At 71.7% G+C, this 25,823-nt stretch carries 24 protein-coding genes; 12 read left to right on the top strand and 12 right to left on the bottom strand.

The window, feature by feature from the left end:
* Positions 1-10: 10 nt before the first annotated feature.
* Genes IPJ78_02160 through IPJ78_02130 form a run of 7 tightly spaced genes read right to left on the bottom strand, consistent with a single transcriptional unit; the run spans position 11 to position 7,915 of the window.
* Positions 11-1,582, bottom strand: a complete 1,572-nt coding sequence (locus IPJ78_02160) for a peptide MFS transporter (GenBank protein MBK7905348.1) — start codon at positions 1,580-1,582, stop codon at positions 11-13.
* A complete protein-coding gene (locus IPJ78_02155; GenBank protein ID MBK7905347.1) occupies positions 1,579-3,396 on the bottom strand; it encodes an ABC transporter ATP-binding protein in 1,818 nt (605 codons plus the stop codon). The genes IPJ78_02160 and IPJ78_02155 overlap by 4 nt, the downstream gene beginning before the upstream one ends.
* Positions 3,393-4,223 carry an ABC transporter permease gene (locus IPJ78_02150; protein MBK7905346.1) on the bottom strand — a complete coding sequence of 277 codons (831 nt, stop codon included), beginning with the start codon at positions 4,221-4,223 and terminating at the stop codon, positions 3,393-3,395. Before IPJ78_02150 ends, IPJ78_02155 begins: the two co-directional genes overlap by 4 nt.
* Positions 4,223-5,188, bottom strand: coding sequence for an ABC transporter permease (locus tag IPJ78_02145; protein MBK7905345.1), 966 nt, complete (start codon positions 5,186-5,188; stop codon positions 4,223-4,225). The genes IPJ78_02150 and IPJ78_02145 overlap by 1 nt, the downstream gene beginning before the upstream one ends.
* A gap of 7 nt (positions 5,189-5,195) precedes the next feature.
* Positions 5,196-6,857, bottom strand: a complete 1,662-nt coding sequence (locus IPJ78_02140) for a peptide ABC transporter substrate-binding protein (protein ID MBK7905344.1) — start codon at positions 6,855-6,857, stop codon at positions 5,196-5,198.
* Positions 6,858-6,884: 27 nt separating this feature from the next.
* Positions 6,885-7,703, bottom strand: coding sequence for an octanoyltransferase (locus tag IPJ78_02135; GenBank protein MBK7905343.1), 819 nt, complete (start codon positions 7,701-7,703; stop codon positions 6,885-6,887).
* Positions 7,704-7,711: 8 nt separating this feature from the next.
* Complete coding sequence (locus tag IPJ78_02130) at positions 7,712-7,915, bottom strand: hypothetical protein (GenBank protein ID MBK7905342.1); 204 nt, start codon at positions 7,913-7,915, stop codon at positions 7,712-7,714.
* 42 nt (positions 7,916-7,957) lie between these two features.
* Between IPJ78_02130 and gcvP the strand changes: the two genes are divergently transcribed.
* A complete protein-coding gene (gcvP, locus tag IPJ78_02125) occupies positions 7,958-10,876 on the top strand; it encodes an aminomethyl-transferring glycine dehydrogenase (protein ID MBK7905341.1) in 2,919 nt (972 codons plus the stop codon).
* A gap of 197 nt (positions 10,877-11,073) precedes the next feature.
* Here gcvP and gcvH read toward each other — a convergent pair whose 3' ends face one another.
* Both gcvH and IPJ78_02115 read right to left on the bottom strand, forming a co-directional pair.
* Positions 11,074-11,457 carry a glycine cleavage system protein GcvH gene (gene gcvH / locus IPJ78_02120; GenBank protein ID MBK7905340.1) on the bottom strand — a complete coding sequence of 128 codons (384 nt, stop codon included), beginning with the start codon at positions 11,455-11,457 and terminating at the stop codon, positions 11,074-11,076.
* A 75-nt stretch (positions 11,458-11,532) separates the two neighbouring features.
* Complete coding sequence (locus IPJ78_02115) at positions 11,533-12,150, bottom strand: dephospho-CoA kinase (protein MBK7905339.1); 618 nt, start codon at positions 12,148-12,150, stop codon at positions 11,533-11,535.
* Between the two features lie 60 nt (positions 12,151-12,210).
* Here IPJ78_02115 and IPJ78_02110 point away from each other — a divergent pair, with 60 nt between their 5' ends.
* On the top strand, positions 12,211-12,780 hold the full coding sequence (locus IPJ78_02110) for a prepilin-type N-terminal cleavage/methylation domain-containing protein (GenBank protein MBK7905338.1): 570 nt from the start codon (positions 12,211-12,213) through the stop codon (positions 12,778-12,780).
* A gap of 30 nt (positions 12,781-12,810) precedes the next feature.
* On the opposite strand, the gene IPJ78_02105 is transcribed toward IPJ78_02110, so the two are convergent.
* Complete coding sequence (locus IPJ78_02105) at positions 12,811-13,587, bottom strand: hypothetical protein (GenBank protein MBK7905337.1); 777 nt, start codon at positions 13,585-13,587, stop codon at positions 12,811-12,813.
* 165 nt (positions 13,588-13,752) lie between these two features.
* Here IPJ78_02105 and IPJ78_02100 point away from each other — a divergent pair, with 165 nt between their 5' ends.
* The 7 genes from IPJ78_02100 (at position 13,753) to IPJ78_02070 (ending at position 21,317) form a co-directional block, all read left to right on the top strand.
* The gene (locus IPJ78_02100) at positions 13,753-14,172 is read left to right on the top strand and encodes a type II secretion system protein (GenBank protein ID MBK7905336.1); all 420 of its coding nucleotides are present in this window, start codon (positions 13,753-13,755) and stop codon (positions 14,170-14,172) included.
* A complete protein-coding gene (locus IPJ78_02095) occupies positions 14,169-15,278 on the top strand; it encodes a hypothetical protein (GenBank protein ID MBK7905335.1) in 1,110 nt (369 codons plus the stop codon). The genes IPJ78_02100 and IPJ78_02095 overlap by 4 nt, the downstream gene beginning before the upstream one ends.
* Positions 15,278-17,386, top strand: coding sequence for a hypothetical protein (locus IPJ78_02090; protein MBK7905334.1), 2,109 nt, complete (start codon positions 15,278-15,280; stop codon positions 17,384-17,386). The genes IPJ78_02095 and IPJ78_02090 overlap by 1 nt, the downstream gene beginning before the upstream one ends.
* Positions 17,387-17,559: 173 nt before the next feature.
* A complete protein-coding gene (locus tag IPJ78_02085) occupies positions 17,560-18,102 on the top strand; it encodes an RNA polymerase sigma factor (protein ID MBK7905333.1) in 543 nt (180 codons plus the stop codon).
* Positions 18,099-18,938: a hypothetical protein gene (locus IPJ78_02080; protein ID MBK7905332.1), complete on the top strand. Its 840-nt coding sequence runs from the start codon at positions 18,099-18,101 to the stop codon at positions 18,936-18,938. The genes IPJ78_02085 and IPJ78_02080 overlap by 4 nt, the downstream gene beginning before the upstream one ends.
* A 12-nt stretch (positions 18,939-18,950) precedes the next feature.
* A complete protein-coding gene (locus tag IPJ78_02075; protein MBK7905331.1) occupies positions 18,951-20,462 on the top strand; it encodes a HEAT repeat domain-containing protein in 1,512 nt (503 codons plus the stop codon).
* Positions 20,463-20,471: 9 nt separating this feature from the next.
* On the top strand, positions 20,472-21,317 hold the full coding sequence (locus IPJ78_02070; GenBank protein MBK7905330.1) for a HEAT repeat domain-containing protein: 846 nt from the start codon (positions 20,472-20,474) through the stop codon (positions 21,315-21,317).
* An 18-nt stretch (positions 21,318-21,335) separates the two neighbouring features.
* Here the strand turns inward: IPJ78_02070 and IPJ78_02065 are convergent, their stop codons facing one another.
* On the bottom strand, positions 21,336-21,926 hold the full coding sequence (locus IPJ78_02065; GenBank protein MBK7905329.1) for a thymidine kinase: 591 nt from the start codon (positions 21,924-21,926) through the stop codon (positions 21,336-21,338).
* 29 nt (positions 21,927-21,955) lie between these two features.
* On the bottom strand, positions 21,956-23,593 hold the full coding sequence (locus tag IPJ78_02060) for a hypothetical protein (protein ID MBK7905328.1): 1,638 nt from the start codon (positions 23,591-23,593) through the stop codon (positions 21,956-21,958).
* Positions 23,594-23,737: 144 nt separating this feature from the next.
* Here IPJ78_02060 and IPJ78_02055 point away from each other — a divergent pair, with 144 nt between their 5' ends.
* From IPJ78_02055 to IPJ78_02045, 3 genes are all read left to right on the top strand, one after another.
* The gene (locus tag IPJ78_02055) at positions 23,738-24,940 is read left to right on the top strand and encodes a pyridoxal phosphate-dependent aminotransferase (protein ID MBK7905327.1); all 1,203 of its coding nucleotides are present in this window, start codon (positions 23,738-23,740) and stop codon (positions 24,938-24,940) included.
* A 98-nt stretch (positions 24,941-25,038) separates the two neighbouring features.
* Positions 25,039-25,542: a hypothetical protein gene (locus IPJ78_02050; protein ID MBK7905326.1), complete on the top strand. Its 504-nt coding sequence runs from the start codon at positions 25,039-25,041 to the stop codon at positions 25,540-25,542.
* The gene (locus IPJ78_02045) at positions 25,542-25,820 is read left to right on the top strand and encodes an Lrp/AsnC family transcriptional regulator (GenBank protein MBK7905325.1); all 279 of its coding nucleotides are present in this window, start codon (positions 25,542-25,544) and stop codon (positions 25,818-25,820) included. Before IPJ78_02050 ends, IPJ78_02045 begins: the two co-directional genes overlap by 1 nt.
* Positions 25,821-25,823 lie beyond the last annotated feature (3 nt).

Below are 25,823 nucleotides of genomic sequence, written 5' to 3'. Positions count from 1 at the left end.
GCGCCGAGCGCTAGCGCACGTTGGCCATCATCCGGCGGATGGGGACGATCATCGCCGCGAGGATGAGCGTCGAGGCGAGCAGCGCGATCGTCGTGCCGGTGAAGACGAGCGGCGTCTGCTCCAGCTTGGTGGGGTCGACGTGCCCCCCGACGAGCCCGGCGACGAGGTTCCCGACCGACGTCGCGAGGAACCAGATGCCCATCATCTGCCCGACGTAGGCGCGCGGCGCGAGCTTCGTCATCGACGAGAGGCCGACCGGACTAATGCAGAGCTCGCCGAAGGTCTGCAGCAGGTAGGAGACGATGAGGAACCAGGGCGAGACCTTCACCGTGCCGCCACTGGCGACGACCGCGTTCGCCGCGCTGATCATGATCGCGAAGCCGACGGTGGTCACGGCGAGCCCGAGCGTGAACTTCGCGGGGCTCGACAGCTCGATCCCCGACTTCGCCATCCACACCCAGACGGCGGCGAAGACCGGCGCGAAGAGGATGATGAACGCCGAGTTGATCGACTGGAACCAGGTCGCCGGGACCTCCCACCCGAACAGCGAGCGATCGGTGAAGTCGTTGGCGAAGAGGTTGAGCGAGGTGGGGGCCTGCTCGAAGGCGGCCCAGAAGATCGCGGCGAAGACGAACAGCACGAAGATGACCGCGACGCGCTTCTTCTCGTCGCCATCGAGGCCGCCGAAGATGAAGATGTAACTGAAGTAGGCGACGGCCACCCCGACGAGCACGACGGTCATCGACTGGCCGATCGCCTGCGGCGAGAGCGTGACGAGCCCGGCCGCTGCCGCGGCGAAGACGGCGCCGAGCGTCGCGAGCCCGCCGAGCGCCCAGTTCCGCACGGTGGACTCGCGTCGCGCCTGCACCGCGGGATCGGGGTCGCGCACGATATCCTTGCCGATGGGGCCGAGCGTCGCCTGCTGGCGGAGCCAGAACCAGAGCAGGCCCGCGAGCATGCCCACGCCGGCGGCGCCGAAGCCGTAGTGCCAGCTCACGCGCTCGCCGAGCCAGCCGGTGACGAGCTGCCCGACGAACGCGCCGGTGTTGATGCCCATGTAGAAGATCGAGAAGCCGGCGTCGCGTCGGGCGCCCCCCTCGGGATACAGGTCCCCCACGATCGCCGAGATGTTCGGCTTGAGGAGGCCGGTGCCGAGGACGATCAGGATGAGGCCGAGGAAGAAGAAGATCTTCCCGGCGCCGGCGCCGGCGACGCCCGAGAGGCCGATGGAGAGGTGGCCGCTGGTGATGAGCATCGCGCCGAGGAGGATGGCGCGCCTGAGACCGAGGAGGCGATCGGCGATCCAGCCGCCGGGGAGCGAGGCGAGGTAGACCGAGGCCGCGTAGATGCCGACGATCGTCGCCGCATCGGTGCGGTCGAAGCCGAAGCCGCCCTCGGCCAGCGCGGCCGACATGAACAGGATGAGCAGCGGCCGCAGGCCGTAGAACGAGAATCGCTCCCACATCTCGGTCGCGAAGAGCGTCGAGAGTCCGAGGGGGTGGCCGAAGAAGCGCTTGTCGTTGACGAACGGTGCCAGGTCGGCACTGACCGGCTTCGCGGGGGAGGGACTGGACGGGGTCATGAGCTCGGGGGGAGAGTGGCCTTCCAACAGGCAGCGCGATGGTCGGGCTGGTCAGGCGAGAGCGGCCGGAGCGACGGACGCTCGCTCGTGCACCGGTCGTCCTTCAACGGATGGGGACAGCGCGGATGGAACGGACAGCCGGCGTGCGGGGGAGCGAAGATGGGCGGCTCGCCACGCAACAGCGCGCGGCGGAGGCGCGCGGACGGCTCTCCGGTGGGGATCGCCGCGACGAGCGCCTGCGTGTACGGCATGCGGGGCGCGGCGAGGGCGACCTCGCCCTCCGACCACTCCACGACCCTGCCGAGATACATCACGAGGACGCGCGACGCCAGTCGGCGGACGATCTCCAGGTCGTGCGAGACGAGGAGGACGGCGAGTCCGCGGCTGACGCGCCGCGATTCGAGCGCGGCGAGGACCTGCGTGCGGGAGGTCTCGTCGATCGACGCGAAGGGCTCGTCGCACACGAGCAGGTCGGGATCGGGCGCGAGGGCGCGCGCGAGTGCGACGCGCTGGCGCTCGCCGCTCGAGAGTTCGCGCGGCGTCGCATCGGCCACGCGGGCGGCGAGCCCGAGCTCGGTGAGGAGCGCGCGTGCGCGACGTCGCGCCTCCGTGCCCTCGGCGAGTCCGTGGACCTCCAACCCCTCGGCGACGATCGTCTCCGCCGACAGGTGCGGCGTGAGCGACGCCCCCGCGTCCTGTGCGACCAGCTGCATCCGGCGCCGCAGGCGGCGCAACGGCTCGCGCCCGAGCGCCCGGAGGTCGATGCCGTCGAAGCGGACGGTGCCGCCGTCGGCCGCCACGAGGCGCAGCACCGCGTGCGCGGTGCTCGACTTGCCGCACCCCGACTCGCCGACGAGCGCGACGACCTCCCCGCGCCCGAGGGTGAGGTCGATGCCGGCGACGGCAGCGACGCGTCGGGGCAGGGTCGCGTTGAAGGGGAAGAGCGCGCTCGCGTCGTACGTGACGGAGAGGTCGCGCACCTCGAGCAGCGGCGGCGCGGGCGTCGGCGGCACCGCCGGTCGCGCCGGCGCGGCCGGGCGCGAGGCGCGCCAGCGCTTGAGGGCCTCGCGCGCGATCGAGTCGTCGACGAGTTGGCCGCGGTCGAGCGTGAGCACGCGTTCGCACCGTTCGGAGACGGTCGCGAGGTCGTGCGAGATGAGCAGCAGCGCGGTCCCCGACTCCTCGCGCAGGCGATCGATGAGGTCGAGCACCTGGGCCTGGATCGTCGGGTCGAGCGCGGTGGTGGGCTCGTCGGCGATGAGCAGCTCGGGCGAGAGCATCATGGCCGACGCGATGACGGCGCGCTGGCGCATGCCGCCTGAGAGCTCGTGCGGGAAGCGGCGCGCGGCGCGGCGCGCATCGGCGAAGCCCACGCGATCGAGCATCGCGATCGCCTTCTGCATCGCGTCGTGCGGCCGCGCGCCGTGCACGATCGCGGGCTCCGCGACCTGGTCGCCGACCGGCATGGCCGGGTCGAGCGCGAGGGCGGGCTCCTGGAAGACGTAGCCGATGCGCCGGCCGCGCACCTCGCGCATCTCGGTCGGCCCGAGCCGATGCAGCTCGCTCGTGCCAAGGTGGATGGCGCTCTCGTCCGCGAGCCGGGCGTCCCGCGGGAGGAGCCCGGCGATGGCGAGCGCGAGCGTCGACTTGCCGGCACCGGAGCGGCCGACGACGCCGAGGGCGCGTCCGGTGTCGATGCTGAACGAGATCCCGTCGACGAGCGGACGCGCCGCGCGGGCGCTGCGCACGGTGAGGTCGCTCACGCGCAACAGCGCGTTGTCCGCTGCCCACGCGGCCGAGTGGGGCAGGCTCACGCGTCGTCCTCGTCGCGCCGCGGGGCGGCCGCATCGCGCGCGGCACGTGCCACACTCTCGGCGATCACGTTGGCGGCGATCACCGTCGCGGCGATCGCGAGGGTCGGGAACAGCACGAGCCACCAGTGGGCGAGCGGACGCGAGTCGGCGTCGGCGATGATGTTCCCCCAGCTCGGATTCGGCGCCTGCACGCCGAGCCCGAGGAACGAGAGGCCCGTCTCGAGCGGGACGGCGGACGCGAACGACAGGACGGCGGCCGCGGCGAGGGTGGGCGCGAGCGCGGGGAGCACGTGGCGCGCGAGGAGACGGCGACGCGGGACGCCGAGCGCGCGCGCGCCAGTGACGTAGTCGGTGGCGAGGATGCGGCGGGTCTCCTGCCGCACGAGACGGCTGGTCGTCATCCACCCCGTCGCGCCGATGAGCACCGCCAGCATCGCGTTGCCCGGGTCCCCGATGCCGGCGACGACGAGGATGAGGAGCAGGAGTCGCGGGAAGGCGAGCATCGCGTCGGTGAACCGCATGAGCAACGCATCGGCGGTCCCGCGCAGCACCGCCGCGCCGGTGCCGACGAGCGTCCCGAGCGTGAGCGAGACGAGGACGGCGAGCCCGGCGACACCGAGCGTGACGCGACTCCCGTGCAGCAGGCGGCTGAGCACGTCGCGTGCGGCGGAATCGGTCCCCAGCGGGAAGGCGTCGCTCGGCGGTCGCCAGATCAGCGCGAGGTCGTGCTGTGTGCGCGGGTCCGCCGGCGCGAGCCAGGGCGCCGCGACGGCCGCGGCCGCGAGCGTGACGAGGACGAGCACGGCGAGTCGGGCGCGCCGGCTCATCAGGCGATGCTCCGCTGCCGCGGATCGGCCCAGAGCAGTGCGACGTCGGCGGCCATGGTCCCGAGCACGGTGCCAAGACTGCTCACGAGGACCGCCCCGGCAACTAGCGGGTAGTCGCGCGCCTGCACGGCGGCGAGCATCAGTCGCCCCATCCCGGGCCAGTCGAACACCTGCTCGATGATGACGACGCCGCCCATGAGCGCCGAGACCTGCACGCCTGCGTAGGCGAGCACGGGCACGAGTGCGTTGCGCAGCGCGTGGTGCGTGACGATGCGCGTCTCGGTGGCGCCGCGCGCGCGGGCGGCGCGCACGAAGTCGGCGTCGCGCACGCCGAGCATCGCCGCGCGCTGCAATCGCGCCGCGACCGCGCCGATGGGGATGGCGAGCGTGAGGGCGGGCAGTACGAGGTGGTGCAGGAGGTCGACGACACCCTCGACGCCGCCGGGGCCGAACTCGGTGCGCATCCCGCCGACGGGGAAGAGCCGCCAGGCGAGCGCCGGTCCCATGACCGCCAGGACCGCGAGCACGAAGTCGGGGATGGAGACGAGCACGAGGCCCAAGGCATCGCTCGCCCGCGCGAGGAGGGTGCCGTGCCGCCAGCCCTGCCACGCCCCGATGGCGATCCCCGCGGTGAACGCGAGGACGAGGGCCGTGCCGGCGAGGAGCATCGAGTTGGGGATCGCCTTCACGAGCGCGCGCGAGACGGGCTCGCCGCGCGAGTGCGACCAGCCGAACTCGCCGCGCACGATGTTCGTCGCATAGCGCACGAACTGCTCGACGACCGGACGGTCGTACCCGAAGCGCGCGCGCTGCTCGGCGCGCTGCTCCGGCGTGACGGTGGCCTCGTCGAGGGCGCGGAAGAACGGATCGCCCGGCGCGAGGCGGATGAGCGTGAAGCAGGTCGCGACGACCAGGAGGACGACGAGCGCCGCCTGGCCGATGCGCGAGAGGAGTGCCGCGCGCACGACGCGACTACTGCGCGGCGGGGCGCGCGTCGCGCAGCAGCGCGCGGGAGCGGTCGAGGCGCCAGAGGGGGATCGTGCGCCACCACGCCTCGGGCCGCCACGACGGGACCTCGAAGCGGGCGTGCACCGCGCTCACGGGCGTCACCTCGTAGAGCCACGTCGCGGGCACGTCCTCGGCGATCACGCGGAACGCCGCGCGGAAGTGTGCGCGCGCGCTGTCGGCGGTGATCGCCGCGAGGCCGGCCTCGACCTCGCGGTCGAAGTCGACGTTGGAGTAGTTGCCGGCGTTCAGGCGCCCCCAGCCGGGGTGGCTCCGGCTCCCCCACGTCCCCCGGATGCCACGCATGCTGGGCGTGGTGCCCCAGCCGCCGAGGAGCAGGTCCCAGCTGCCGGCATCGCGCGCGGCGCCGAACGCCTGGCCATCGACCTTGTCGAGCGGTGCGTCGATGCCGACGCGACGCAACTGCTCCTGGAGGACCACCGAGGCCCGGACGCGATTGGCGCTCGGGCCTGGCACCAGCACGCGCAGCGCGAGTCGACGGCCGTCGCGCATGCGGATGCCGTCGGCACCCCGCGTCCTCCAGCCGAGGGAGTCGAGGAGTGCGTTCGCGCGCGCGGTGTCGAAGGAGGGCTGGGGGACCGTCGTGTCCGCGGTCGCCTGGATCCGCGCGAACGGGCCGAGGGCCTGCGCGCCGAGCGTGTCGAAGAGCGCCCGCACCACGTCCTGGCGGTCGATCGCGTGGACGATCGCCCGGCGCATCGGCGTGTCGGCGAGGAGCGGATGCGCGCGCGACGTGTCGCGCGGATCGCGGAAGTTGAATCCCATGAACGTGTAGTCGAATCCGAGCGAGCGGACGAGCCGCACGTGCGGATGCTTCGCCGCCTCGGCGACGTCGGGGGGCGGGAGCACATCGTACACGTCCGCCTCCTCCGTCCACAGCTTCGCGATCGCCGTCGCCGGCTCCTTCGACACGAGGAGGACGATGCGATCGGGTCCGGGACGTCCGCGGTAGTGGTCCTCGACCGCCGCGAGTTCGGTGCGGACCGTCGGCTCGCGCGAGACGAAGCGATACGGGCCCGAGCCCACGGGCTGCTGGGCGTACGCGCTGGTCGGGAGCGTGCCGGCCGGGATGGTGTCGACCAGGTGCGACGGGAGCGGGAAGACCAGCGACGCCGCGTACATCTGCTCGGAGGAGCGCGCGTTGAAGTGCACGGCGGCCGTCCGCTCGTCGATCACGTGCACCGAGTCGATGTCAGGGATGTCGGCCATGGTCGTGGAACCGTTGGCCGGGTCACGGATGGCGGCGAGGCCGGCGACGACGTCCGTCGCGACGACCGGACGGCCGTCGTGCCACCGCGCCTTCGGGTCGAGCGTGAAGACGATCACGAGCGAGTCGTCGCTCCAGCGCCAGCTCCGGGCGAGGCGCGGCTGGAAGCCGGCGTCGCCGAAGGGCACGCGGTCGGCCCCGATCTCGACGAGCGGATCGTAGAGGAGCTCGCTCATCATCCGGCCGCCGATCGAGACGCGGAGCGGCGGGACGAGGGCGTCCGCGTCGGCGGCGGAGGTGATGATGACGGTGCCGCCACCGGTGGCACCACCGAGGCCGTCGCATGCGAGGGCCAGGAGCAACGGGGCCAAGAGCAGCAGCGGACGCGGGGATCGGCGCATCGGAATCGGGGCTCAGGGGGGACGGCGTCACCGCCGCCAGGTCCACTCCTGGGCGGCGAACGCAATCACTAGACGCGCGAGGTCGGCCTGAAGTAAGGCCGGGTCGAGCGGGTCTGCCGGCACACGCGCGGTGAGTGCGGCGGCGACTGCTGCTTCGACCGCGGCGGCCTCGACGGCGTGACCGAGCGTCTGCTCCAGGGTCGCGGCCGCCGCCAGCGGGCGCGCGGTCTCGCGACTCGTCGTCCCGTCGCGCGTGGCGACGGGCACGCGCAGCCGGGCGATCATCGGTTGGTCGTCGGCGAGGAGGATCGAGCCGTGCTGCAACAATGCGCCGTCCTCGCGGAGTTGCGCCGACCCCACGAGCTTCGCGCCGTCCACCACCACCTCACCCGGGCCGGGTTCGGCGAAGCAGGCCGCGCCATCGGGGCGGAGCGGCCTGCCGCGGGGCGCCGCGAGCGCGGCGCGCACGCCGAGCCGCGCGAGCGCGTCCAGGAGCAGTGAATTGATCGCCGTATAGCTCTCGCCCTGGGTCAGGGTCGTGGGGGCCGTGACGCTGTAGGTGACCTCGCGATGGTGCAGGAGCGCGCGCCCCCCGGTGGGGCGTCGCACCACGCCGACGCCCTCCGCACGGAGTCGCGCGGGATCGAACAGGTCGCGGGCGCGCTCGTGCCGCCCGAGCGACAGGGTGGGGCCGTCCCAGGCATACAGGCGGAGCGTCGCCTCGCCCGAGCGGCGCGCGTGCGCGAGCAATGCCGCGTCGGTGGCCATGTTCGTCACGCCGTCCGCTGCGCCGGAGTGGAGCAGGCGCCAGCGTGGCGCGAGCGCGGCGAGCGACGGGACGGCCACGCGCCCGGTCAGCGCGTGAGCGCGAAGTAGAGCACGTAGAACCAGCTCATCAGCCCGTGGATGATGGCCCAGAGGATGGAGTGGTTCACGCTCCACGAGATCACGATCGCGAGGGCGGAGCCGAAGCTGGCCCCGGCGCGTGTGACCTCGACGACGCGGGTCGAGGAGCGCATGCGGGGCTGGGGGGTGGGGTCGAGGATGGGTCCGGACATGGATGGGAATGTACGAGGGCCTCGGGCCCTGTGTAGTTTTCGATGTCACTGAACGGGCCGTCGGCCCCCTGCGAGGAACCCCCCGTGTCCACGTCCGCCCATCCCCAGCCCGACACCTTCATCCGCCGCCACCTTGGCCCGTCGCCGAGCGACGTCGCGGAGATGCTGCAGGCGCTGGGCTATGCCTCGCTCGATGCGTTCATCGACGCGACGATCCCCGAGAACATCCGGCTCCGCCGGCCGCTCGCGCTGCCCGGCGCGAAGTCCGAACAGGAGGCGCTCGCCGCGTTCCGCGCCGAGATGTCGGCGAACGACATCCGTCGCGCCTTCATCGGCATGGGCTACTACGACACGCACACGCCGGCGGTGATCCAGCGCAACATCCTCGAGAATCCGGGCTGGTACACGGCGTACACGCCCTACCAGGCGGAGATCGCGCAGGGCCGGCTCGAGGCGCTGCTCAACTACCAGACGATGGTGAGCGACCTGACCGGCCTGCCGATCGCGAACGCCTCGCTCCTCGACGAGGGGACCGCGGCGGCCGAGGCGCTGACGATGGTGCATGGGATCGTCGGGAAGGACGGGCGCGACGTCTTCCTGCTCGCGAGCGACCTGCATCCGCAGACGATCGAGGTGGTGCAGGCCCGCGCCGAGGCGCGCGGGGTCGCGGTGCGGGTGGTGGCGCCGGCGGACATGAAGCCCGATGCGACGACGGCCGGCGTGCTGCTCCAGTACCCGAACACCTTCGGGGCGGTCGAGGATCATCGCGCCCTCTGCGAGCGGGTGCACGCGGCCGGCGGCATGGTGATCGTGGCGACGGACCTCCTCGCCCTCACGCTGCTCACACCGCCGGGGGAGTGGGGGGCTGACGTCGCGGTGGGCAACTCGCAGCGCTTCGGCGTGCCGTACGGCTACGGCGGCCCGCACGCGGCCTTCTTCGCGACCAAGGACGAGTACAAGCGCCAGCTCGCCGGCCGCATCATCGGCGTGTCGCGCGATTCGAGCGGCCGGCCGGCCCTGCGCATGGCGCTGCAGACCCGCGAGCAGCACATCCGCCGCGAGAAGGCGACGTCGAACGTCTGCACCGCGCAGGTGTTGCTCGCGGTCATGGCCGGCATGTACGCGGTCTGGCATGGGCCGGAGGGGCTCAAGCGCATCGCCGCGCGCGTGCACCATCGCAGCGAGACCTTCGCGGCGGGGCTGCGCAAGCTCGGGCTGACGCCGGCGCCGGCGGTGAGCTTCGACACCGTCACGGTGGATGTCGGCGCGCAGCGTGACACGATCCTCGGCGCGCTCGACGCGGCGGGGATCAACGTCCGGGTGATCGACGGCCGCACGCTCGGCGTGTCGACGGGCGAGAACACGACGGTGCAGGATGTGAGCGACCTGCTCGACGCGTTCAACGGCGGCCGCGCACACGGGCTCGACCTCGCGGCGCTGGGCCAGGCCGTGGACGCGCGCTACGACGAGCGCTTCGCCCGGACCTCGACCTTCTGCACGCACCCGGTCTTCTCGAAGTACCACAGCGAGACCGAGATGCTCCGCTACATGCGCAAGCTCGAGTCGCGCGACCTCTCGCTCACGCACTCGATGATCGCGCTGGGCAGCTGCACGATGAAGCTCAACGCGTCCGCCGAGATGTTCCCGGTGACCTGGCGTGAGGTCGGCGGCATCCATCCGTTCGCGCCGCGGGCGCAGGCCAAGGGCTTCACCTCGATGTTCGAGCGGCTTGAGAAGGCGCTCGCCGAGGTGACCGGCTTCTCCGCCGTCTCGCTGCAGCCCAACGCCGGTTCGCAGGGCGAGTACGCGGGCCTGCTCGTGATCCGCGCCTTCCATCGGGCGCGCGGGCAGGGCCATCGCACGGTGTGCCTCATTCCCCAGTCGGCGCACGGCACCAATCCCGCCTCGGCGGTGATGGCCGGGATGAGCGTCGTCGTGGTGAAGACCGACGCGAGCGGCAACATCGACGTGGGCGACCTGCGCGCGAAGGCCGAGCAGCACTCGGCCAACCTCGCCGCGCTGATGGTGACGTACCCGAGCACGCACGGCGTGTTCGAGGAGAGCATCAAGGACATCTGCGCGATCATCCATGAGCATGGCGGCCAGGTGTACCTGGACGGCGCCAACATGAATGCGATGGTCGGTCTCTGCCGGCCCGGCGACATCGGCGCGGACGTCTGCCATCTCAACCTGCACAAGACGTTCTGCATCCCGCATGGCGGCGGCGGCCCGGGCATGGGCCCGATCGGCGTGGTGGCGCACCTCGCGCCGTTCCTGCCGAGCCACTCCGTGGTGCGGACCGGTGGCGAGCAGGGCATCGGCGCGGTCTCGGCGGCGCCCTGGGGCTCGGCGAGCATCCTCCCGATCTCGATGATGTACATCGACCTGATGGGGAGCGAGGGGCTCACCGAGAGCACGAAGATCGCGATCCTCAACGCGAACTACGTCGCGCACCAGCTCCGCGGGCACTACGAGGTGCTCTACAAGGGGAAGAACGGGCGCGTCGCGCACGAGTGCATCATCGACACGCGGCCGTTGAAGGTGTCGTCGGGTGTCGAGGTGGAGGACATCGCCAAGCGCCTGATGGACTACGGCTTCCATGCGCCGACGGTCAGCTTCCCCGTGGCGGGGACGCTCATGATCGAGCCGACGGAATCGGAGTCGAAGGCGGAGCTCGACCGGTTCTGCGACGCGCTCATCGCGATCCACGGCGAGATCAAGGACATCGAGTCCGGGGTGCTCGGGAAGGAGGACAACCCGCTGCACCATGCGCCGCACACGCTCGAGGTGACGCTGAGCGATGGCTGGTCGCGCGGCTATTCGCGCGAGCGGGCGGCGTTCCCGTTGGCCTGGGTGCGCGAGCGGAAGTTCTGGCCGGCGGTCGGGCGCGTCGAGTCGGCGTTCGGCGACCGCAACCTGGTCTGCTCGTGCCCGCCGATCGAGGAGTACGCGTCGGCCTGATGACTGATGCGTGGTGAACGGCGACCGCGTTCACCGCAGAGGACACAGAGGGCACAGAGAACGACGGAGCACTGTTTCGAAAAGGGGGCGCGGGGGACAGAAATGTCCGCCGCGCCCCCTTCGATTCGCTTCCCTCCGCCGTCCTCTGTGTCCTCTGTGCTCTCTGTGCTCTCTGTGGCGAGAGCAGTTGAGCGGGATCAGCCGAGATGCTTGGTGTACGCCGCCGCATCCATGAGGCCGTTCAGCGCCGACGGATCGATCTTGACCTTGATCATCCAGCCGTCCCCATACGGGTCGGTGTTCACGAGCGCCGGCTCTCCCTCGAGCTTGGGATTCACCTCGAGTACCTCGCCGGCGAGCGGCGAGTAGAGCTCGGAGACCGCCTTCACCGCCTCGACCGTACCGAAGACCTCATGGTGGCCGAACTTCTTGCCGGCGGCGGGGAGGTCGAGGAAGACGATGTCGCCGAGTTCGCCCTGCGCGTAGTCGGTGATCCCGACGAGGACCACGGTCGCGTCGGCGGTCTTCTTCACGTACTCGTGGTCGGCGGTGTAGAGGAGGTCCTGCGGGATGGACGACACGCGTGGCTCCGGTGCGGCGGGGGGTGTGTGTTCGGGACGTTCGGAATCGAAGGCTACCTGCGCCCGGGGCGAGGGTCAAGCTGATGGCGGACCGGCGGCGAGGGCGAGCAACCGCTCATGGAGCGCGTCGACCGCCGCGTCGAGCTCGGCCCGGGTGCCGGTGTTGTCGATGATGTCCTGCGACCGGCCGCGCTTCTCCGCGCTCGGCCGCTGTGCGGCGATCATCGCGTCGGCGTCCTCGGGCGCGAGACCGCGGTCGCGGAGCAGGCGTTCGCGACGCAAGACGGCTGGCGCATCGACGAGCACGATGTGGTCCACGGTGTCCTCGAGCCCGGCCTCGAACAGCAACGGGATGTCGCACACGACGAGGCGCTCGCCGTGGGCGCGGTGCGCCGCGAGCGCCGCGTCCCGGAGGCGCGCGACCTCGGGGTGGACGATCGCGTCGAGGGCCCGTCGTTCGGTCGGATCGGCGAAGACGATGCGCCGCAACGCCCCGCGATCGAGGGTGCCGTCGGGAAGGCGGACCGACGGACCCCAGCGCGCGACGATCGCCGCGAGGGCGGGGGAGCCGGGGGCGACCGCCTCGCGGGCCAGCCGATCGGCGTCGACGACCGGCACGCCGTGCGCCGCGAGTCGTGCGGCGACCGCGCTCTTCCCTGCCGCGATGTTCCCGGTGAGTCCGACGATGCGCATGCGGGAAGCGTACGCGCATCGGGGGTGTGACGCCACGGTGGGGGCGGGCGTAATTGTCGGATGCCCCGCCCCCGCGCCGCTCGCGGCTTCACCCTCGTCGAGATCCTGTTCGTGCTCGCGCTCATCGGCATCGTCGCCGGGTTCGCGGTCACGCGGGTGAGCTTCTGGGGGTTCCGGATGGACGCGAACATCCGCCTCATGCAGAACGCGATCATCGGGGCGCAGCAGACCGCCATCACGAAGAACGTCGCGGTGCAGGTGATGTTCGACGCGAACAACCACCGCCTGCGGATCCTCCAGGACTACAACAACAACGGCGTGATGGACGCGACCGACACGGTGCGGTATCGGCCGCTCGCGGACGGCGCGGAGTTCCAGGCGCCGCCGAGCACGATCGACGGAGTCGCGGCGGCATACATCACCGGATCCGGCGTGGTGGAGACGGGGAATCCGCTCCAGCGGGCGATCCGGATCGGGCCGAACGGCGCGCTGAGCGGCGACGCCGTCGTCTACATCGGGTCTCCGCGCCACCGTGACGAGGACTTCCGCGCGATGACGATCATCGGCGCGACCGCCCGCACGGGTTTCTGGTCGAACGGCGCGGGCGGCTGGCGGCAGCGCGACAACTGAGCTGCCGCGCTGCCGCGCGCGTGCGGCTCATCAGCCCCCGCGGGCCTTCCCCAACTCCTGCAGGAACTTGCCGGCCGCCCAGGCGGCGCCGCCGTGGTCCCGGATCTCGTGCGGCGTGGCCCCGAGATAGCGCTGGCAGGTGTTGCGGAAGGCCGAGCCGGAGGGGAAGTCGAGCTGACGCGCGACGGCGTCGGCGGCCTTGGCCGGGTCCTCCAGCATCTGGGCGGCGACGATGAGGCGCCCCCAGGCGAGGAGCTTCTGTGGCGGCGGGAAGCCGGCGCGTTCGAGGGCGAGCAGCAAGGTGCGCTTGGGTGAGCCGCAGATCTCGGCGAGCCGGTGCGAGGTGAGGCGGAGGTGGGCGCGGGTGACGGCGACCATGACCGCGTCGCGGACGAGCGGTTCGACGGTGGCGAGGTGCGGACGCAGGAGCTGCGCCGCGCCGCGGGCGGTCGCACGCTCGAGGACCGCGCGGAACGCGGCAGGCGTGTCATCCTGCCCGAGCAGGAGGAGACCGTCGAAGCCGGCGCGGCCGGCGTCGAAGAGGTCGCGGGCGCGCTCGGCCGACAGGTTTACGTACGCCACGAGCGTGAGGCGCTCGGCGCGCATCTTCAGCCGTCGGACCATGTCGAAGCGGGCCTGCCCGTCGGAGAACAGGTCGATGATCGCGAGCGAGACCTCCTCGTCGCGGCAGGCGACCTCGAGTTCCTCCCAGGTGCGGCAGTGGACGAGGCGATGCTCGTTCTTCACGGCGGCGTTGACGCGCTGCAGTGCCCGCGCGTCGGGGAGCATGGTGGCGATGGCGGCCAAGATCCGGACCTCCGACAGGGTAGGGCGGCGAGCGGCGCGGTCCCGGCACGGGACCTGCTCCTGAAGATAAGGTACGCCCCGGGGGGTCGCCTGTCACGATGTGACACGAGGCGGTCCGGCGCGTCATCCTCTCGTCCGGTCCCACCTGTCCCCGTGCCCGCCCGAATGCCCGCCCACCGCCTCCGCGTCCGCCGCGGCATGACGATCATCGAGGTGATGTTCGCCATCGTCATCCTCGCCGGCGTCATGCTCGCCATGTCGCGATTCGGCCAGGCGTTCACGCGGGCGGCGCGCGACTCGGCGAACCTCGCCGTCGCCAGCGACCTCGCGGCGGCGCGCCTCGAGGCGATCCGCGGGCACACGACGTACACGACGCTCGTTTCGACCTACAACGGCACCACCGAAACGCCCGCGACCTCGGGGGCGAACCCGCCGATGTCGGGCTACACGGGATACACGCGCACGACCGCCGCCGTGCGCACGCAGAACGACACGACGGATTTCGTGACCGTGACCGTGACCGTGAGCGCGGCCGTGCTGAGTCGCCCCCTGAAGAAGACGGCCGTGATCGCCGCGTTCCGATGAATCGGCCCCGGCAGCGCCCGCGCGGCGGCTTCACCATCGTCGAGATCATCGTCGCGATGACCCTGACGCTCGCGGTCTTCGCGATCACGCTGCCGTTCGTACGGGCGCAGACCAACGCGCTGGGCCAGAGCGCGGGGCGGCTCGATGCGGACCAGGTCGCACGGTACGCGCAGCGCGCCGTCGACTCCGACCTCCGCCTCGCGACGGCCGACCCCGGCCAACCCCTGCTCGTCTACGCCGGCCCCATGGGGATCTCGTTCAACGCGAACCTGCTCGCGAGCGATTCGCTCGACCCCGGTGCGGCCGACGTCGAATCGGGGGCGGCGACCTCCCTCACCGTGTCGTGGCGGTTCGCCGATGCGGCCGCGGTGCCGAAGGGCGGGCGCTCGTATCCCTCGCAGGACTATCTCGACGGCGCCGGGACGGTGAGCCGGAACGAGACGATCAGCTACTTCCTCCATCCCGATACCGTGTCGGGGCGGAGCGACATCTACGTACTCTGGCGACGGGTCAACGCGCGCGACTCGGTGCAGGTCGTCCGCAACCTGCACGTGCCGGCCGACTCGGCTTTCTTCGCCTACTATCGGCCCGTGGCCGGTGTCCTCACGCGGATCGCGGCCTCACGGCTCCCGCTCTGGTGGGATTCGCTCGCGGTGGACTCGATCCGCTCGGTCGGCATCCGCGCGGCGGGATTCTACCGCAATCGGACGACGGGCGCCGAGACGATCCGGACGGTGCAGTGGACGACGGTGCTGCCGAACGCCTCGACGCGGCTGACGACCGGGTGTGGCGCGGCGCCTTCGGCCCCGCCGGCGTTCGATGCCAACAAGACCACCAACTCGCGACCGTTCCGCGTGGACATCGACTGGGACGCCTCGTCGGATGACGGGAGCGGGTCGCTCGACGTGCGACAGTACCTCCTCGAGTGGCGCCTCAACGGCGGCGACTGGAAGGTCCTGGCGTCGGTGCCGGCGACCCGGCAGTCGGACTACGAGTTCATTCACACGTTGCCGCTCGTGAGCGGCACGTACGAGTACGGTGTGCGCGCCCTCGACTGCACCGGCGCCTCCACGCGCGCGGTGGCGCCGACCTTCACGCTGCCATGATGCGCGCGCGCCGGGGCTCGGCCCTCATCCTCGTCCTGCTCATGACGCTCGCGATCGCCGGCCTCTCGATCGCGGCGATCTTCATGTCCTCGAGCGCGAACCTGCTCTCGGCGTTCTATGACAAGGAGCGCGAGTATCGGCTGGCGGCTGAATCGGCGCTGGAGATGGTGCGCTCGCGACTCGAGCGCGACTCATCGTTCGCGGTCCCGGACACCGGCATGCGGCAGGTGCTCGCCGGCCTCCAGATCCGCGATGCGTCCGGGGCGGTGATCCCCCGCGTCCGCGTGAACCTGTATGCGGCGGCGACCGGCGATACCACTGGTCGAGGGCTCCCGACGGTGACGCTCATCGCGGCCGCCTATGACCAGGGGGGCACGCGCTACGTGCGCCGCCTCGACCTGCGGCGTGAGAGCTTCTCGCGGTACGGCTACTTCGTCGACTCGTTCCCCTCCACCGCGACGCACGGACCGGCCGTGGTGAACGGCCGCGTGCACACCAACGGGACCTGGCGCCAGTCGTCGTCGGGAAATCGCTATCGTGACACGGTGACCGCCGTCGGTTCAGTGACGGGCACCGGCACCTTCGACATCGACAGCATCGTCGGGATCGCCAGGATCACCTATCCGCGCGACTCGACCTTCCCCCGCCTCGACACGCTCGCGTCCGCGGCGAACCTCTCGTTCGCGCCGGTCTCGGGTGGCGCGCGCGGGACGCGGCTCGAGTTCGTCGCCTACGACATCGATGGCGACGGCACCGTCGAGGCCACCGAAGGGTTCGCGCGCGTGTTCGACGCGGCGGCGACGGGCGGGGATACGACGCGGCTGCGCGCCTCCCCCGTGACCTACAGCTTCTTCGGCACGACCTGGCTCCAGTGGGACGACCCGATCGTGCAGAACCAGTGCGGGGCGTTCTATCTCCGCGCGGGGCGGTGGCACTTCTTCCCGATCTCGGCCCATCGTCGGTCGTACGTCTACTCGGTCGTCGTCTCCGCCGCTGCCGGTTCGTACCCGACCGTCAGCGCGGGCACGATGAACCAGATGGATGACTACGATCTCAATGCCGTCACGACGATCATGGGACAGCCGACCTCGCGCTGCTTCCCGGCCGGCTCGCCGTATCTCATGCCGTCCGAGCGCATGACGAATTCAGCCGGCGCGATCACCGGCACCGCCGCGGACACCGTGCCCTTCGGCGTCGTGGCGCCGCCCGGTGGATGGCCCCTGAGTTCCCCCAACGGATACGGCGGCAGTGACACGACCTTCTCGATCCGCAGTCGCCAGTGCCAGGTCAGCAGCAGCGGATCGGGGCGTTGCGTCTTCAGTACGCTCTTCGACGTCGGGAGTTGGCGCGCCTTCGCGGGCACGCCCATCGGCTCCGCCCCGGACTCGGTGGTGCAGTCGGTCGAGCGTCCGTACCTCTGGCCCCTGCACAGCGCATACAACACCAATGCGCGCGGCGTCATCAGCGCCACGAGCGGCCCGGTCTACGTGAGCGGTCGCGTCGCCGGCCCCGTGACGCTGCGCGTCGCCGGGCGCGCGGTGATCGTCGACCAGCTGCTCCAGCAACGTGACCCCAACGACGCCGACGAAGCCGCGTGCACTGACCGCCTCGGGCTCCTCGCCACAGGCGACGTCCTCGTCGTCTCCGGCCTCACCTCGCGCGTGCGGCGCCTCTCCAGCTTCCTCGGCTCGAGCATCTCGGGTCACTTCGGCGGGGAGCCCCGCTTCTCCGTGCAGGCGAACCTGATGAGCCTCACGGGCACGGTCGGTGTCGAGCAGCCGAACGTGACACAGGGGGCGAACTCGGCGCAGCTCCCGTGCCCCGACGACGGCGCGGGGTCGACCGACTCCAATGGCGGCTGCTTCGCCGTCACCGGTGGGCTGGCGATGCGGACTTATTCGTCCGTCTACTCGAGCTCGGTCACCAACTCGGGGTTCCGCACGCTGCACACCCCCGATCGCTGCCAGGCGACGCAGAACCGTCCGCCGTTCTTCCCGCTGACGAACCGCTACGCGTTCGTGCGGTCACTCGAGGTGGACGCGAGCCAGGCGAACACGCCGACGAAGATCCGGACGCTCCTCCTCCGCCTGAAGGGCAGGGTCCTGTAGGGCGGAACGCCCCGGCGCGCCGGCCGACACCGCCCCGACGCCGGGGCCGTAGGGGCGGGACACGGCCGAACGGCCGGTCCCGCCCCTTTCGCGTCCGCGCCCCGCGCAACCCTTTTCGCGGACCCCCTGTCTCTGGGACGTCCACGAGCCAGCGCCCCACCCCACCCCCCGCCGTGACCGAACCCGAGATCATCGCTGCGGTGCTGCAGGGGGACGTGCGGGCGGAGCGCGAGCTCTACGACGCGCACGTGGATCGCGTGTATCGTCTCGCCTACCGGATGTCCGGCGACGAGACGCTGGCACGGGACTTCACGCAGGACACGTTCATCCGGGCCTTCGAACGGCTCACCGACTTCCGGGGCGACAGCGCCCTTTCGACCTGGCTGCACACGATCGCGGTCTCGGTGATCCTGAACGGGCTCAAGAAGGTCAGGCGGATCCATGGCCGGGAGATCGGCGGGGACGAGCTGCCGGAGGTGACGATCAGTGCGCGCGAGTCGGAGCCGGACCTGAAGCACCGGATGCGCGCGGCGATCGACGCGCTGCCGGATGGCTATCGGACGGTGTTCGTGATGCACGACGTGGAAGGCTTCACGCACGAGGAGATCGGGACGGCGCTGGGCATCCAACCCGGCACCAGCAAGGCACAGTTGTTCCGGGCGCGGGCCAAGCTGCGCACGGCATTGGCGGAGTTCGCGGGGGAGTGGGCCTCATGACGCACGACGACGACAGGTTCGAGGCATTCCTGGATCGGGAGGCGCGCGCGTACCACGCGCCGCCGGCCGAGGTGCCGCGCGACGCGATGTGGGCGCAGATCGCCGAAGCGCGCGCCGCGCGCCGCCAGGCACCGGCGCCGGTGGTCGCACCGGCCACTCCGCCCGCGCTCCCCCTCTCGCCGCGCCGACCGATGCGCGCGGCGCCCTGGATCGGCATGGCCGCCACGCTCCTGCTGGGGGTCGGCATCGGCCGCTATGCGCTGAGGTCGGGAACGGATGCCACCTCCGGCCTCACGACACGCGTGCCGGACCTCGCGACGTCGGGCGTGCCGAGTGGCGAGACCGCGGCGTCCACCTCGACCGGCGCGGCGATCGAGCACGCGCAGGCTCCGCGCGGCGCGGCGGTCCGCTTCGCCGCTGACGGCCGGCGCGCGCCCGAATCCACGACCGGACCTGTGCCGGCACCCGCACTGTCGGGCGCGGGAACGCTCTCGCGACGCGGCGGCAACTCCGGTACCTACTCCGTCGCTTCACAGCAGCATCTCACGCGTGCCGAGGCGCTCGTGGCGGTCGTCGCCGCGATGCCGCGCGACGCCATGATGGACTCCCTCACCGCCCGGTGGGCGAAGGACGTGCTCACCAATACGCGGCTCCTCCTCGACTCCCCCGCGGGTGACGACCCGCTCCGGCGGCGACTGCTCGAGGACCTCGAGACGGTGCTCGTGCAGCTGGTGCAACGCAGCGGCCGCATCGACGAGGACCGCGACATGCTCGATCGCACGCTCGAGAAGACCCAGCTCCTGACGCGGTTGCGCTCTGGCGCGACCGGAACCTGAGGACACACCACCATGAAGCTCATCGCACTCTCGCTCGTCGCCGCGCTCACGGCCGGCACCGCGGTCGTCACGCAGTCGCATGCGGCCGACCCGCGACTCCCCGCCGCCTCCTGGGCGCCTGCGGACACCGGCGACTCGCTTTGGCGGCGCGGGCGCATCGCCATCTCCGACGAATCGTGGGATCGCGCCGCGGAGTCGTTCCGCGAGATCGTCGACCGCTATCCGCGCTCCGCCTATGCGGGTGACGCCCTCTACTGGGAGGCGTTCGCGCTGCAGCGCCTCGGCCGGCAGTCGGACCTCCGGCGCGCGGTCGCGGCGCTCGAGCGACAGAAGGACGACTACGGGAACGCGCAGACGCTCAAGTCCGGCGAGTCGGGCGCGTTGCTCACGCGCCTGAAGGGGCGGCTCGCGCGCGGCGGCGACGCCGCCGCCGCGGTGGACGTGGCCGAGCTGGCGGACGAGATCGCCTCCGTGAGTGTGGCGGCGACCGCCCGCGCGCTCGCCGAGGCGGAACCGGCGATGCGCGCGGCGCTCGCCGCCGTGGAGCCGGCGATGCGTGCCGGTCTGGCGGAGGCCCGCGCGGAGCTCGCGCATCTTCGCGGTGGGTTCGAGGGGGAGCAGGGCGACATCCCGCCCGGCTGTGAAGGGGCGATCGACGACGAGCGCATCGAGGCGCTCAACGCGCTCATGCAGATGAATGGCGATCAGGCGCTTCCGATCCTCAAGCGCGTCCTGCAGCGGCGCGACAAGTGCTCGGAGATCCTGCGGCGCAAGGCGGTCTTCCTCGTTTCGCAGCAGGAAGGGGACGCGGCGGCGGACATCCTCGTTGAGGTCGCGAAGACCGATCCCGACCGCCGCACGCGCGAGGACGCGGTCTTCTGGCTCTCGCAGACGGGGAGCGAGCGCGCCGCCGAGGTGCTCGAGGCGATCCTGCTCGACAAGTCCGCCGATCGCGAGATGCAGAAGAAGGCGCTCTTCTCGCTCGCCCAGAGCGAGACGCCGCGTAGCGGACGCGCGCTCCGGGAGTTCGTCCGGCGCGAGGACGTCGATCCGGAGGTCCGCGCCGAGGCGATCTTCTGGCTCGGCGAGTCGGGGGACGGCGAGCACTCGGCCTTCCTGCGCGAACTCTTCCCGACGGTCCGCGCCTCGGAGGTCCAGGAGAAGATCATCTTCTCCCTGTCGCAGCATCCGTCGCCGGAGAATTCGCGCTTCCTCCTCGCGCGCGCCAAGGATCGCTCGCTGTCGAACGAGATGCGCAAGTCCGCGCTCTTCTGGGCGGGGCAGGGCGGGGTGCCGGTCAAGGATCTCGCCGAGGTCTACGACTCCGCTGGCGACGATCGCGAGCTGCGCGAACAGGTGATCTTCACGCTGTCGCAGCGGCGTGGGGATGACGCCATCACCAAGTTGATCGACATCGCCCGAAAGGAGCCGGACCGCGAGCTCCGCAAGCAGGCCGTCTTCTGGCTCAGCCAGTCGCAGGACCCGCGTGCGGCGAAGTTCCTCGAAGAACTCATCAACCGCTGAGTGGCGACGGTGACCGGGATCGGGGCGGCCCGCCGCACGACCGTGCGGCGACCGGCGTGGCGGAGGGTGTCGCATGGGCTCGGCGTGATCGGCGCGCTCGTGGGGGCCGCGGTCGCCACGCGCGCCGAGGCGCAGGATCTGGCCGCGCGCGTTCGCGCGGTGCGTGGCGGCACGGTGCGGTTCGAGTTCCCCGCGGCCGATGGGGTATGCGGCAATGGGCGCGGGAACATCCAGATGCGGCGAGAGGGCGCGCCGCGCATCGCGCGAGGGGAGTTCGCCGAGCGCGAGTGGCAGGACGAGTGCGAGCCCGGGCCGGTGCGGATCGCGCTCGACATCGCGTCAGGGTCGGTGACCGAGGTGCGTGCGTACGTCGGCGGTCGCTGGCGCGGCGCAGCGACCGCGGACCTCGGTGCGGTACCCGCGGCCCAGGCGACGGAGTTCCTCCTGACGCTCGCCGAGACGGCGCCGGAACAGCCCGCGAAGTCGGCGATCTTCCCGGCGATGCTGGCCGAAGGGGCGGAGCCCTGGCGACGCCTGCTCGCGCTCGCCCGCGATGCCCGTCGCCCGCGGTCGGTCCGCAACGATGCGGTCTTCTGGGTGGGGCAGGGAGCGGCCGAGGCCGCGACGCGCGGCCTGCAGGAGATCGTCGACGACCCGAACGGGGATCGCGAGATCCGGAAGACCGCCGTGTTCTCGCTCTCGCAGCGACCCGCGGACGAGTCGGTCCCCGCGCTGCTGCGGATCGCCAGGGCGCATCGCGATCCGGAGATGCGACGGTCGGCGATCTTCTGGCTCGGGCAGTCGGGGGACGCGCGGGCCGTGGCGTACTTCGAGGAGCTGCTGATCCCGCGCTGAGACGCGCGGGATCCCTGGTCAGTCCGCGCCGTCGAGCCGGAGCTGGCCGGCGTCCGCCGGGGCGACGGCGTGACAGGCACGACAGCGCGCCTCGTACGCTTCGGCCCCGCCGACCATCACGATCGGCGAATCGTACGCGGCCGGCTTCCCATTGATGAGGCGCTGGTTGCGGCTCGCCGGGCTGCCACAGAGCACGCAGATCGCGTGCAGCTTGTCCACCACCTCGGCCACGCACATCAGTTGCGGCATGGGACCGAACGGCTCGCCGCGGAAATCGGTGTCGGTGCCGGCGAGGATGACGCGACGGCCGCGCAACGCGAGGTCGCACGCGAGCTGCACGATCCCGGCGTCGAGGAACTGCACCTCGTCGATCGCGACCACCTGCGCGAGCGGGTCGAGCCGGAGCGCGACCTGGTGCGACGAATCCACCGGTAGGGCCTCGATGGTCCGGCCGTCGTGGCTGCCGACGGCGTAGACGCCGCCGGCATACCGGTCATCGAGATGCGACTTGAAGACCTGGACACGCTTCTTGGCGATCATCGCCCGGCGGACGCGGCGGATGAGCTCCTCGCTCTTCCCGCTGAACATCACGCCGGCGATGACCTCCATCCAACCGCCAGTGAGTTGGAACCCGCCGCTCACCGCGGGCCCCTCGGACCCCGCGGGCCGCGATCGTCGTCGCGACGCGGGCCACGCGGCTTGTCGCCGCGCGGGGCGAAGCCACGGGGCTTGTCGCCGTCACCACGCGGGGCGAAGCCGCGCGGCTTGTCACTGCCACCACGCGGCGCGAACCCGCGCGGCTTGTCCGCGCTCGCCCGCGGCACGTACCCGCGCGCCTTGTCGCCACCTTCGCGGGGCGAGTACGACCGCGGCGCGCGCTCGGACGGTTCGCGGAGCGGGAAGTCGTCGCCGCCGCGCGAACGCGGTCCGCGATCGGAATCGGGGCGGTCACCGCGGGGCGCGAAGCTCCGGGGCTTGTCGCCGGCACCCCGCGGGGCGAACCCACGCGGCTTGTCCCCACGCGGGGCGAACCCACGCGGCTTGTCACCGCGCGGCGCGAAGCTGCGCGGACCGCGCTCGTCACGGTCGCCGCCACGCGACTCGGCCTGCTCGGCCGCCTGCTGTTCCTTCATCAGCGCGCGCACGCGGCCCTCGGCCGTGCGCACCGCCTCGTCCTGCGCCGCGCGGGCCTTCTCGAGCAGTCGCAGCGCCGCCGCGGCGATCTCGAGGCCATCGAACTCGCTGATGAGCGGCTCGAGGGCGAGCACCTCGCGCGAGGGGATCCCGTTCACGAGGACGTCACGCAACTCGGTGCGCGCCCGCGCCTCGGCCGCCCGCGCCTTGAGCACGGCCGACCGCGGGACGAACGGCAGCACCGGCTGCTCGCCGGCGAGCCGCTGGAGCGAGGCCCGCTGGCGCGGCGCGATGATGCAGACGACCTGCGCCGGCTTGGCGGCGAGGACCTGGGCCCAGACCGTTCCCGTGGGGACGCCCAGCACGACGACGAGCGCGGTGTTGGCCGCCACCTCGCCGTCGCTCACGCGCGCCATCGCCTCGTCGCCGTGACCGATGGCGTGGAGCACCGCGCGCGCCGCCTCCGCCGCGTCGGCGTCGGTCGCGACGACGGTCGCGGTGGGCGGATCGACATCATCGAGCACCTGCGGCACGGCGTCGGCCGGGGAACCCAGGACGGCGAGCCAGCGGATGTTGGTGACACCCTCCGCACTGTCGATCGCCGCGGTGACGTCCTCGGTGACGCGACGCGCCTTGTGCATGTACCGCTCGATGAGCGTCTCGACGCCCTCGGTGGCCTCGAGGGCCGAGAGGACGCGGCTCGCGCCCTTGGGCACTTCGGTGACCACGGCGGCGAGGTCGGCATCCTCGGCGTCGAGCTCATCGGCGGCAGCGAACATCACCGTCGCGACCTTGTCGAGCTTGAGCACGGAGGCCGAGAGTGCCGGCGCGAGCGCGAACGGCGCACCGATCACGACATGGGCCGCACCGGCGCCGAGCAGACGCTTGGCGCGCGACGCGGTGGTGGCGGCGACGACCCGCAGACCGTCGGCCGCGTCGAGCGGCGCCAGGGCGCGCGCGAGCGCGACGGCGGCACCGGCGTCGGGGACGAGGATGAGGACCTGAGTGGCAGCGAGGTCACGCGCAGCACGCTCGAGCGCCGGAGCCGTGAGTCGGGCGACACGGCCCCAATCGGGGGGGAGGAAATGCGCCACATGGGCGGAGCGGACGGCACCAGCCGTCGCGCGCTCGGAAGCAGGCACTGCGGGACCTCGGTTTTCAATGGCGCGCCAGTCGGCGCGGGGATAACTTCTCTGAGCGTCGAAATATAGTCGCCCCCCGCGACGCGCCGCGCCCTCCCACAACTCGGCCCCCGCCACCCCTCGCGTCCTCGAGGAGGACTCTTCGTGCCCGGACCCCACGTCTTCCACCCGTCGGCGAACATCGCGGAGCTCCGCGAATCGGCCACCATCGCGGTCTCCCAGCGGGCGAAGGCCCTGAAGGCGCAGGGACGCGAGGTCATCGATCTCGGGGCGGGGGAGCCGGACTTCGATACGCCGGTCCAGATCCGGCAGGCGGCCAAGGACGCGCTCGACAAGGGAGCGACGCGCTACACCGCCGTGGAGGGCATCCTGCCCCTCCGCGAGGCGATCGCGGCCAAGGCCAATGCGCGCTTCAAGGGCGAGGCGCGCGTCACGCCGGGCGAGGTGGTCGTGTCCAACGGCTCGAAGCAGTCGCTCTACAATGCCTGCGTGGTGCTCTTCGGCCCCGGGGACGAAGTGCTCGTGCCGACGCCGAGCTGGACGAGCTACTACGAGATGGTGACGCTCGCGCGCGCGACGGTGGTCGAGGTGCACGGCGCGCCGGCGAACGGCTACAAGGTCGATCCGGCGTCGCTGCTCGCCCATGCGACGCCGCGCACCAAGGGGCTCATGCTCAACTCGCCGAGCAACCCGACCGGCTCGGTGTACTCGGCCGCGGAGCTCAAGGCGATCCTCGACCTCGCCGCCGACCGCGGCTGGTGGGTGATCTCGGACGAGATCTACGTCGACATCGCCTATGATGCGCCCGCGGTCGGGGCGCTCGACGTCACGACGCGCCGGGACAACCTCATCGTCGTGGACGGGGTCGCGAAGGCCTACGCGATGACCGGGTGGCGCATCGGGTGGACGATCGCGCCGCCGGCCGTCTCCAAGGCGATGAACGCCTTCCAGTCGCACACCACGAGCAACGCGGCCACGGTCTCGCAGCATGCGGCGCTCGCGGCGCTCACGCTCGGTGCGCCCGTCGACCAAGCGGTGGTGGCGATGGTCGCCGAATTCAAGAAGCGGCGCGATGCCGCGTTGCCGATCCTCCGTGCGTCGAAGGCGCTCACGGTGCTCGACCCGGCCGGCGCGTTCTACTTCTACGTGAAGGTCCCGGGTGCCGGACCGGACGCCGGCGCGGCGTTCTGCACGAGGCTCCTCGAGGACCACGGGGTCGCGATCGTGCCGGGGTCGGCCTTCCGCACGCCGGACTGGGTGCGGATCTCGTACGCCGCGGCGGAGTCGCAGGTGGTGGAGGCGTGCCGCCGGATCGCCAAGCTCGCGGATGCGATCGCCGCCGGGTGATCTCCCGATGCGCGACGAGGGACCGGTCCGCAGATTTCCGCTGACGGGGGCTGGGCCGCGGCGCCGTATCGTCGCGGCACCCTGAACCGGAGATCGTCGTGTCGCTCGACGTGCGCGTGGAAGAGATCAGTGAGTCGGAACTCCCCCCGGTGGCGTACCGGTGGGATGCCGACACCGAGATCCTGAGCGTCATCCTCCGCTCCGCCGGCGTGGCGGAGGGGCTGACCGGGTCGATGGACATCGAGGGCGCCGACGGGGCGTGGCTCATGCTCGAGCTGACGGCAGGGAGGCTCGCGGCCGTGGAGGTCGCGGTCTGGCCCGACGTGAAGACCGTCGAACCGCTGGTGGTGCCCGAGGCGGCAGGGGCCGCGCGGATCCGCGTCCCGTCGCGCGATTCGCAACCCGGCCTCGCCGCCGTCGAGGTCGACACCGCGATCCGGGCGGTAGCCGACAAGGCCGAGCGGACGATACACTTCCGCATCGGTCCGCCGCGTTCGACACGGGCCCTCCGCGTCGCCAAGGACCTGCTCGTCGAGGTCGATGGCCGGTCGCGGATCGCCGGCCTCTGGTTCCTCAACGTTCCCCCGTTCCCCGCCTCCTGATGATCACCACCATCGTCCTCGTCAACGCCGAGCCGCGACTCATCCCCAAGGCGGCGGCCGCCCTCGCCGGGATCGCGGGCGTGACCGACGTCTACTCGGTCTCGGGCGAGTGGGATCTCGTCGTCATCGTGAAGGTGAAGCAGTACGAGGACATCGCGAAGATCGTCACCGAGCAGTTCCCCGAGGTGCCGGGACTCGTGAAGACGACGACCCTCACCGCCTTCCGCGCCTACTCCAAGGCCGACCTCGAGCAGGCGTGGGACATGGGCGTCGACTGACGC

This window comes from Gemmatimonadota bacterium, assembly GCA_016714015.1.
Classification (GTDB): domain Bacteria; phylum Gemmatimonadota; class Gemmatimonadetes; order Gemmatimonadales; family Gemmatimonadaceae; genus Pseudogemmatithrix.
The sequence above is the reverse complement of the archived record's forward strand: the minus strand, read 5'-3'. Positions and strand labels throughout refer to the sequence as shown.

What these genes read in the sequence shown, in the direction of transcription:
- IPJ78_02090 (MBK7905334.1), top strand. Translation starts at nt 15,278, where the DNA reads ATGCGCGCGCGCCGGGGCTCGGCCCTCATCCTCGTCCTGCTCATGACG.
- IPJ78_02160 (MBK7905348.1), bottom strand. Translation starts at nt 1,582, where the DNA reads ATGACCCCGTCCAGTCCCTCCCCCGCGAAGCCGGTCAGTGCCGACCTG.
- IPJ78_02100 (MBK7905336.1), top strand. Translation starts at nt 13,753, where the DNA reads ATGCCCGCCCACCGCCTCCGCGTCCGCCGCGGCATGACGATCATCGAG.
- IPJ78_02045 (MBK7905325.1), top strand. Translation starts at nt 25,542, where the DNA reads ATGATCACCACCATCGTCCTCGTCAACGCCGAGCCGCGACTCATCCCC.
- IPJ78_02075 (MBK7905331.1), top strand. Translation starts at nt 18,951, where the DNA reads ATGAAGCTCATCGCACTCTCGCTCGTCGCCGCGCTCACGGCCGGCACC.
- IPJ78_02150 (MBK7905346.1), bottom strand. Translation starts at nt 4,223, where the DNA reads ATGAGCCGGCGCGCCCGACTCGCCGTGCTCGTCCTCGTCACGCTCGCG.
- IPJ78_02080 (MBK7905332.1), top strand. Translation starts at nt 18,099, where the DNA reads ATGACGCACGACGACGACAGGTTCGAGGCATTCCTGGATCGGGAGGCG.
- gcvP (MBK7905341.1), top strand. Translation starts at nt 7,958, where the DNA reads ATGTCACTGAACGGGCCGTCGGCCCCCTGCGAGGAACCCCCCGTGTCC.
- IPJ78_02110 (MBK7905338.1), top strand. Translation starts at nt 12,211, where the DNA reads ATGCCCCGCCCCCGCGCCGCTCGCGGCTTCACCCTCGTCGAGATCCTG.
- IPJ78_02130 (MBK7905342.1), bottom strand. Translation starts at nt 7,915, where the DNA reads ATGTCCGGACCCATCCTCGACCCCACCCCCCAGCCCCGCATGCGCTCC.
- IPJ78_02115 (MBK7905339.1), bottom strand. Translation starts at nt 12,150, where the DNA reads ATGCGCATCGTCGGACTCACCGGGAACATCGCGGCAGGGAAGAGCGCG.
- IPJ78_02065 (MBK7905329.1), bottom strand. Translation starts at nt 21,926, where the DNA reads ATGGAGGTCATCGCCGGCGTGATGTTCAGCGGGAAGAGCGAGGAGCTC.
- IPJ78_02095 (MBK7905335.1), top strand. Translation starts at nt 14,169, where the DNA reads ATGAATCGGCCCCGGCAGCGCCCGCGCGGCGGCTTCACCATCGTCGAG.
- IPJ78_02140 (MBK7905344.1), bottom strand. Translation starts at nt 6,857, where the DNA reads ATGCGCCGATCCCCGCGTCCGCTGCTGCTCTTGGCCCCGTTGCTCCTG.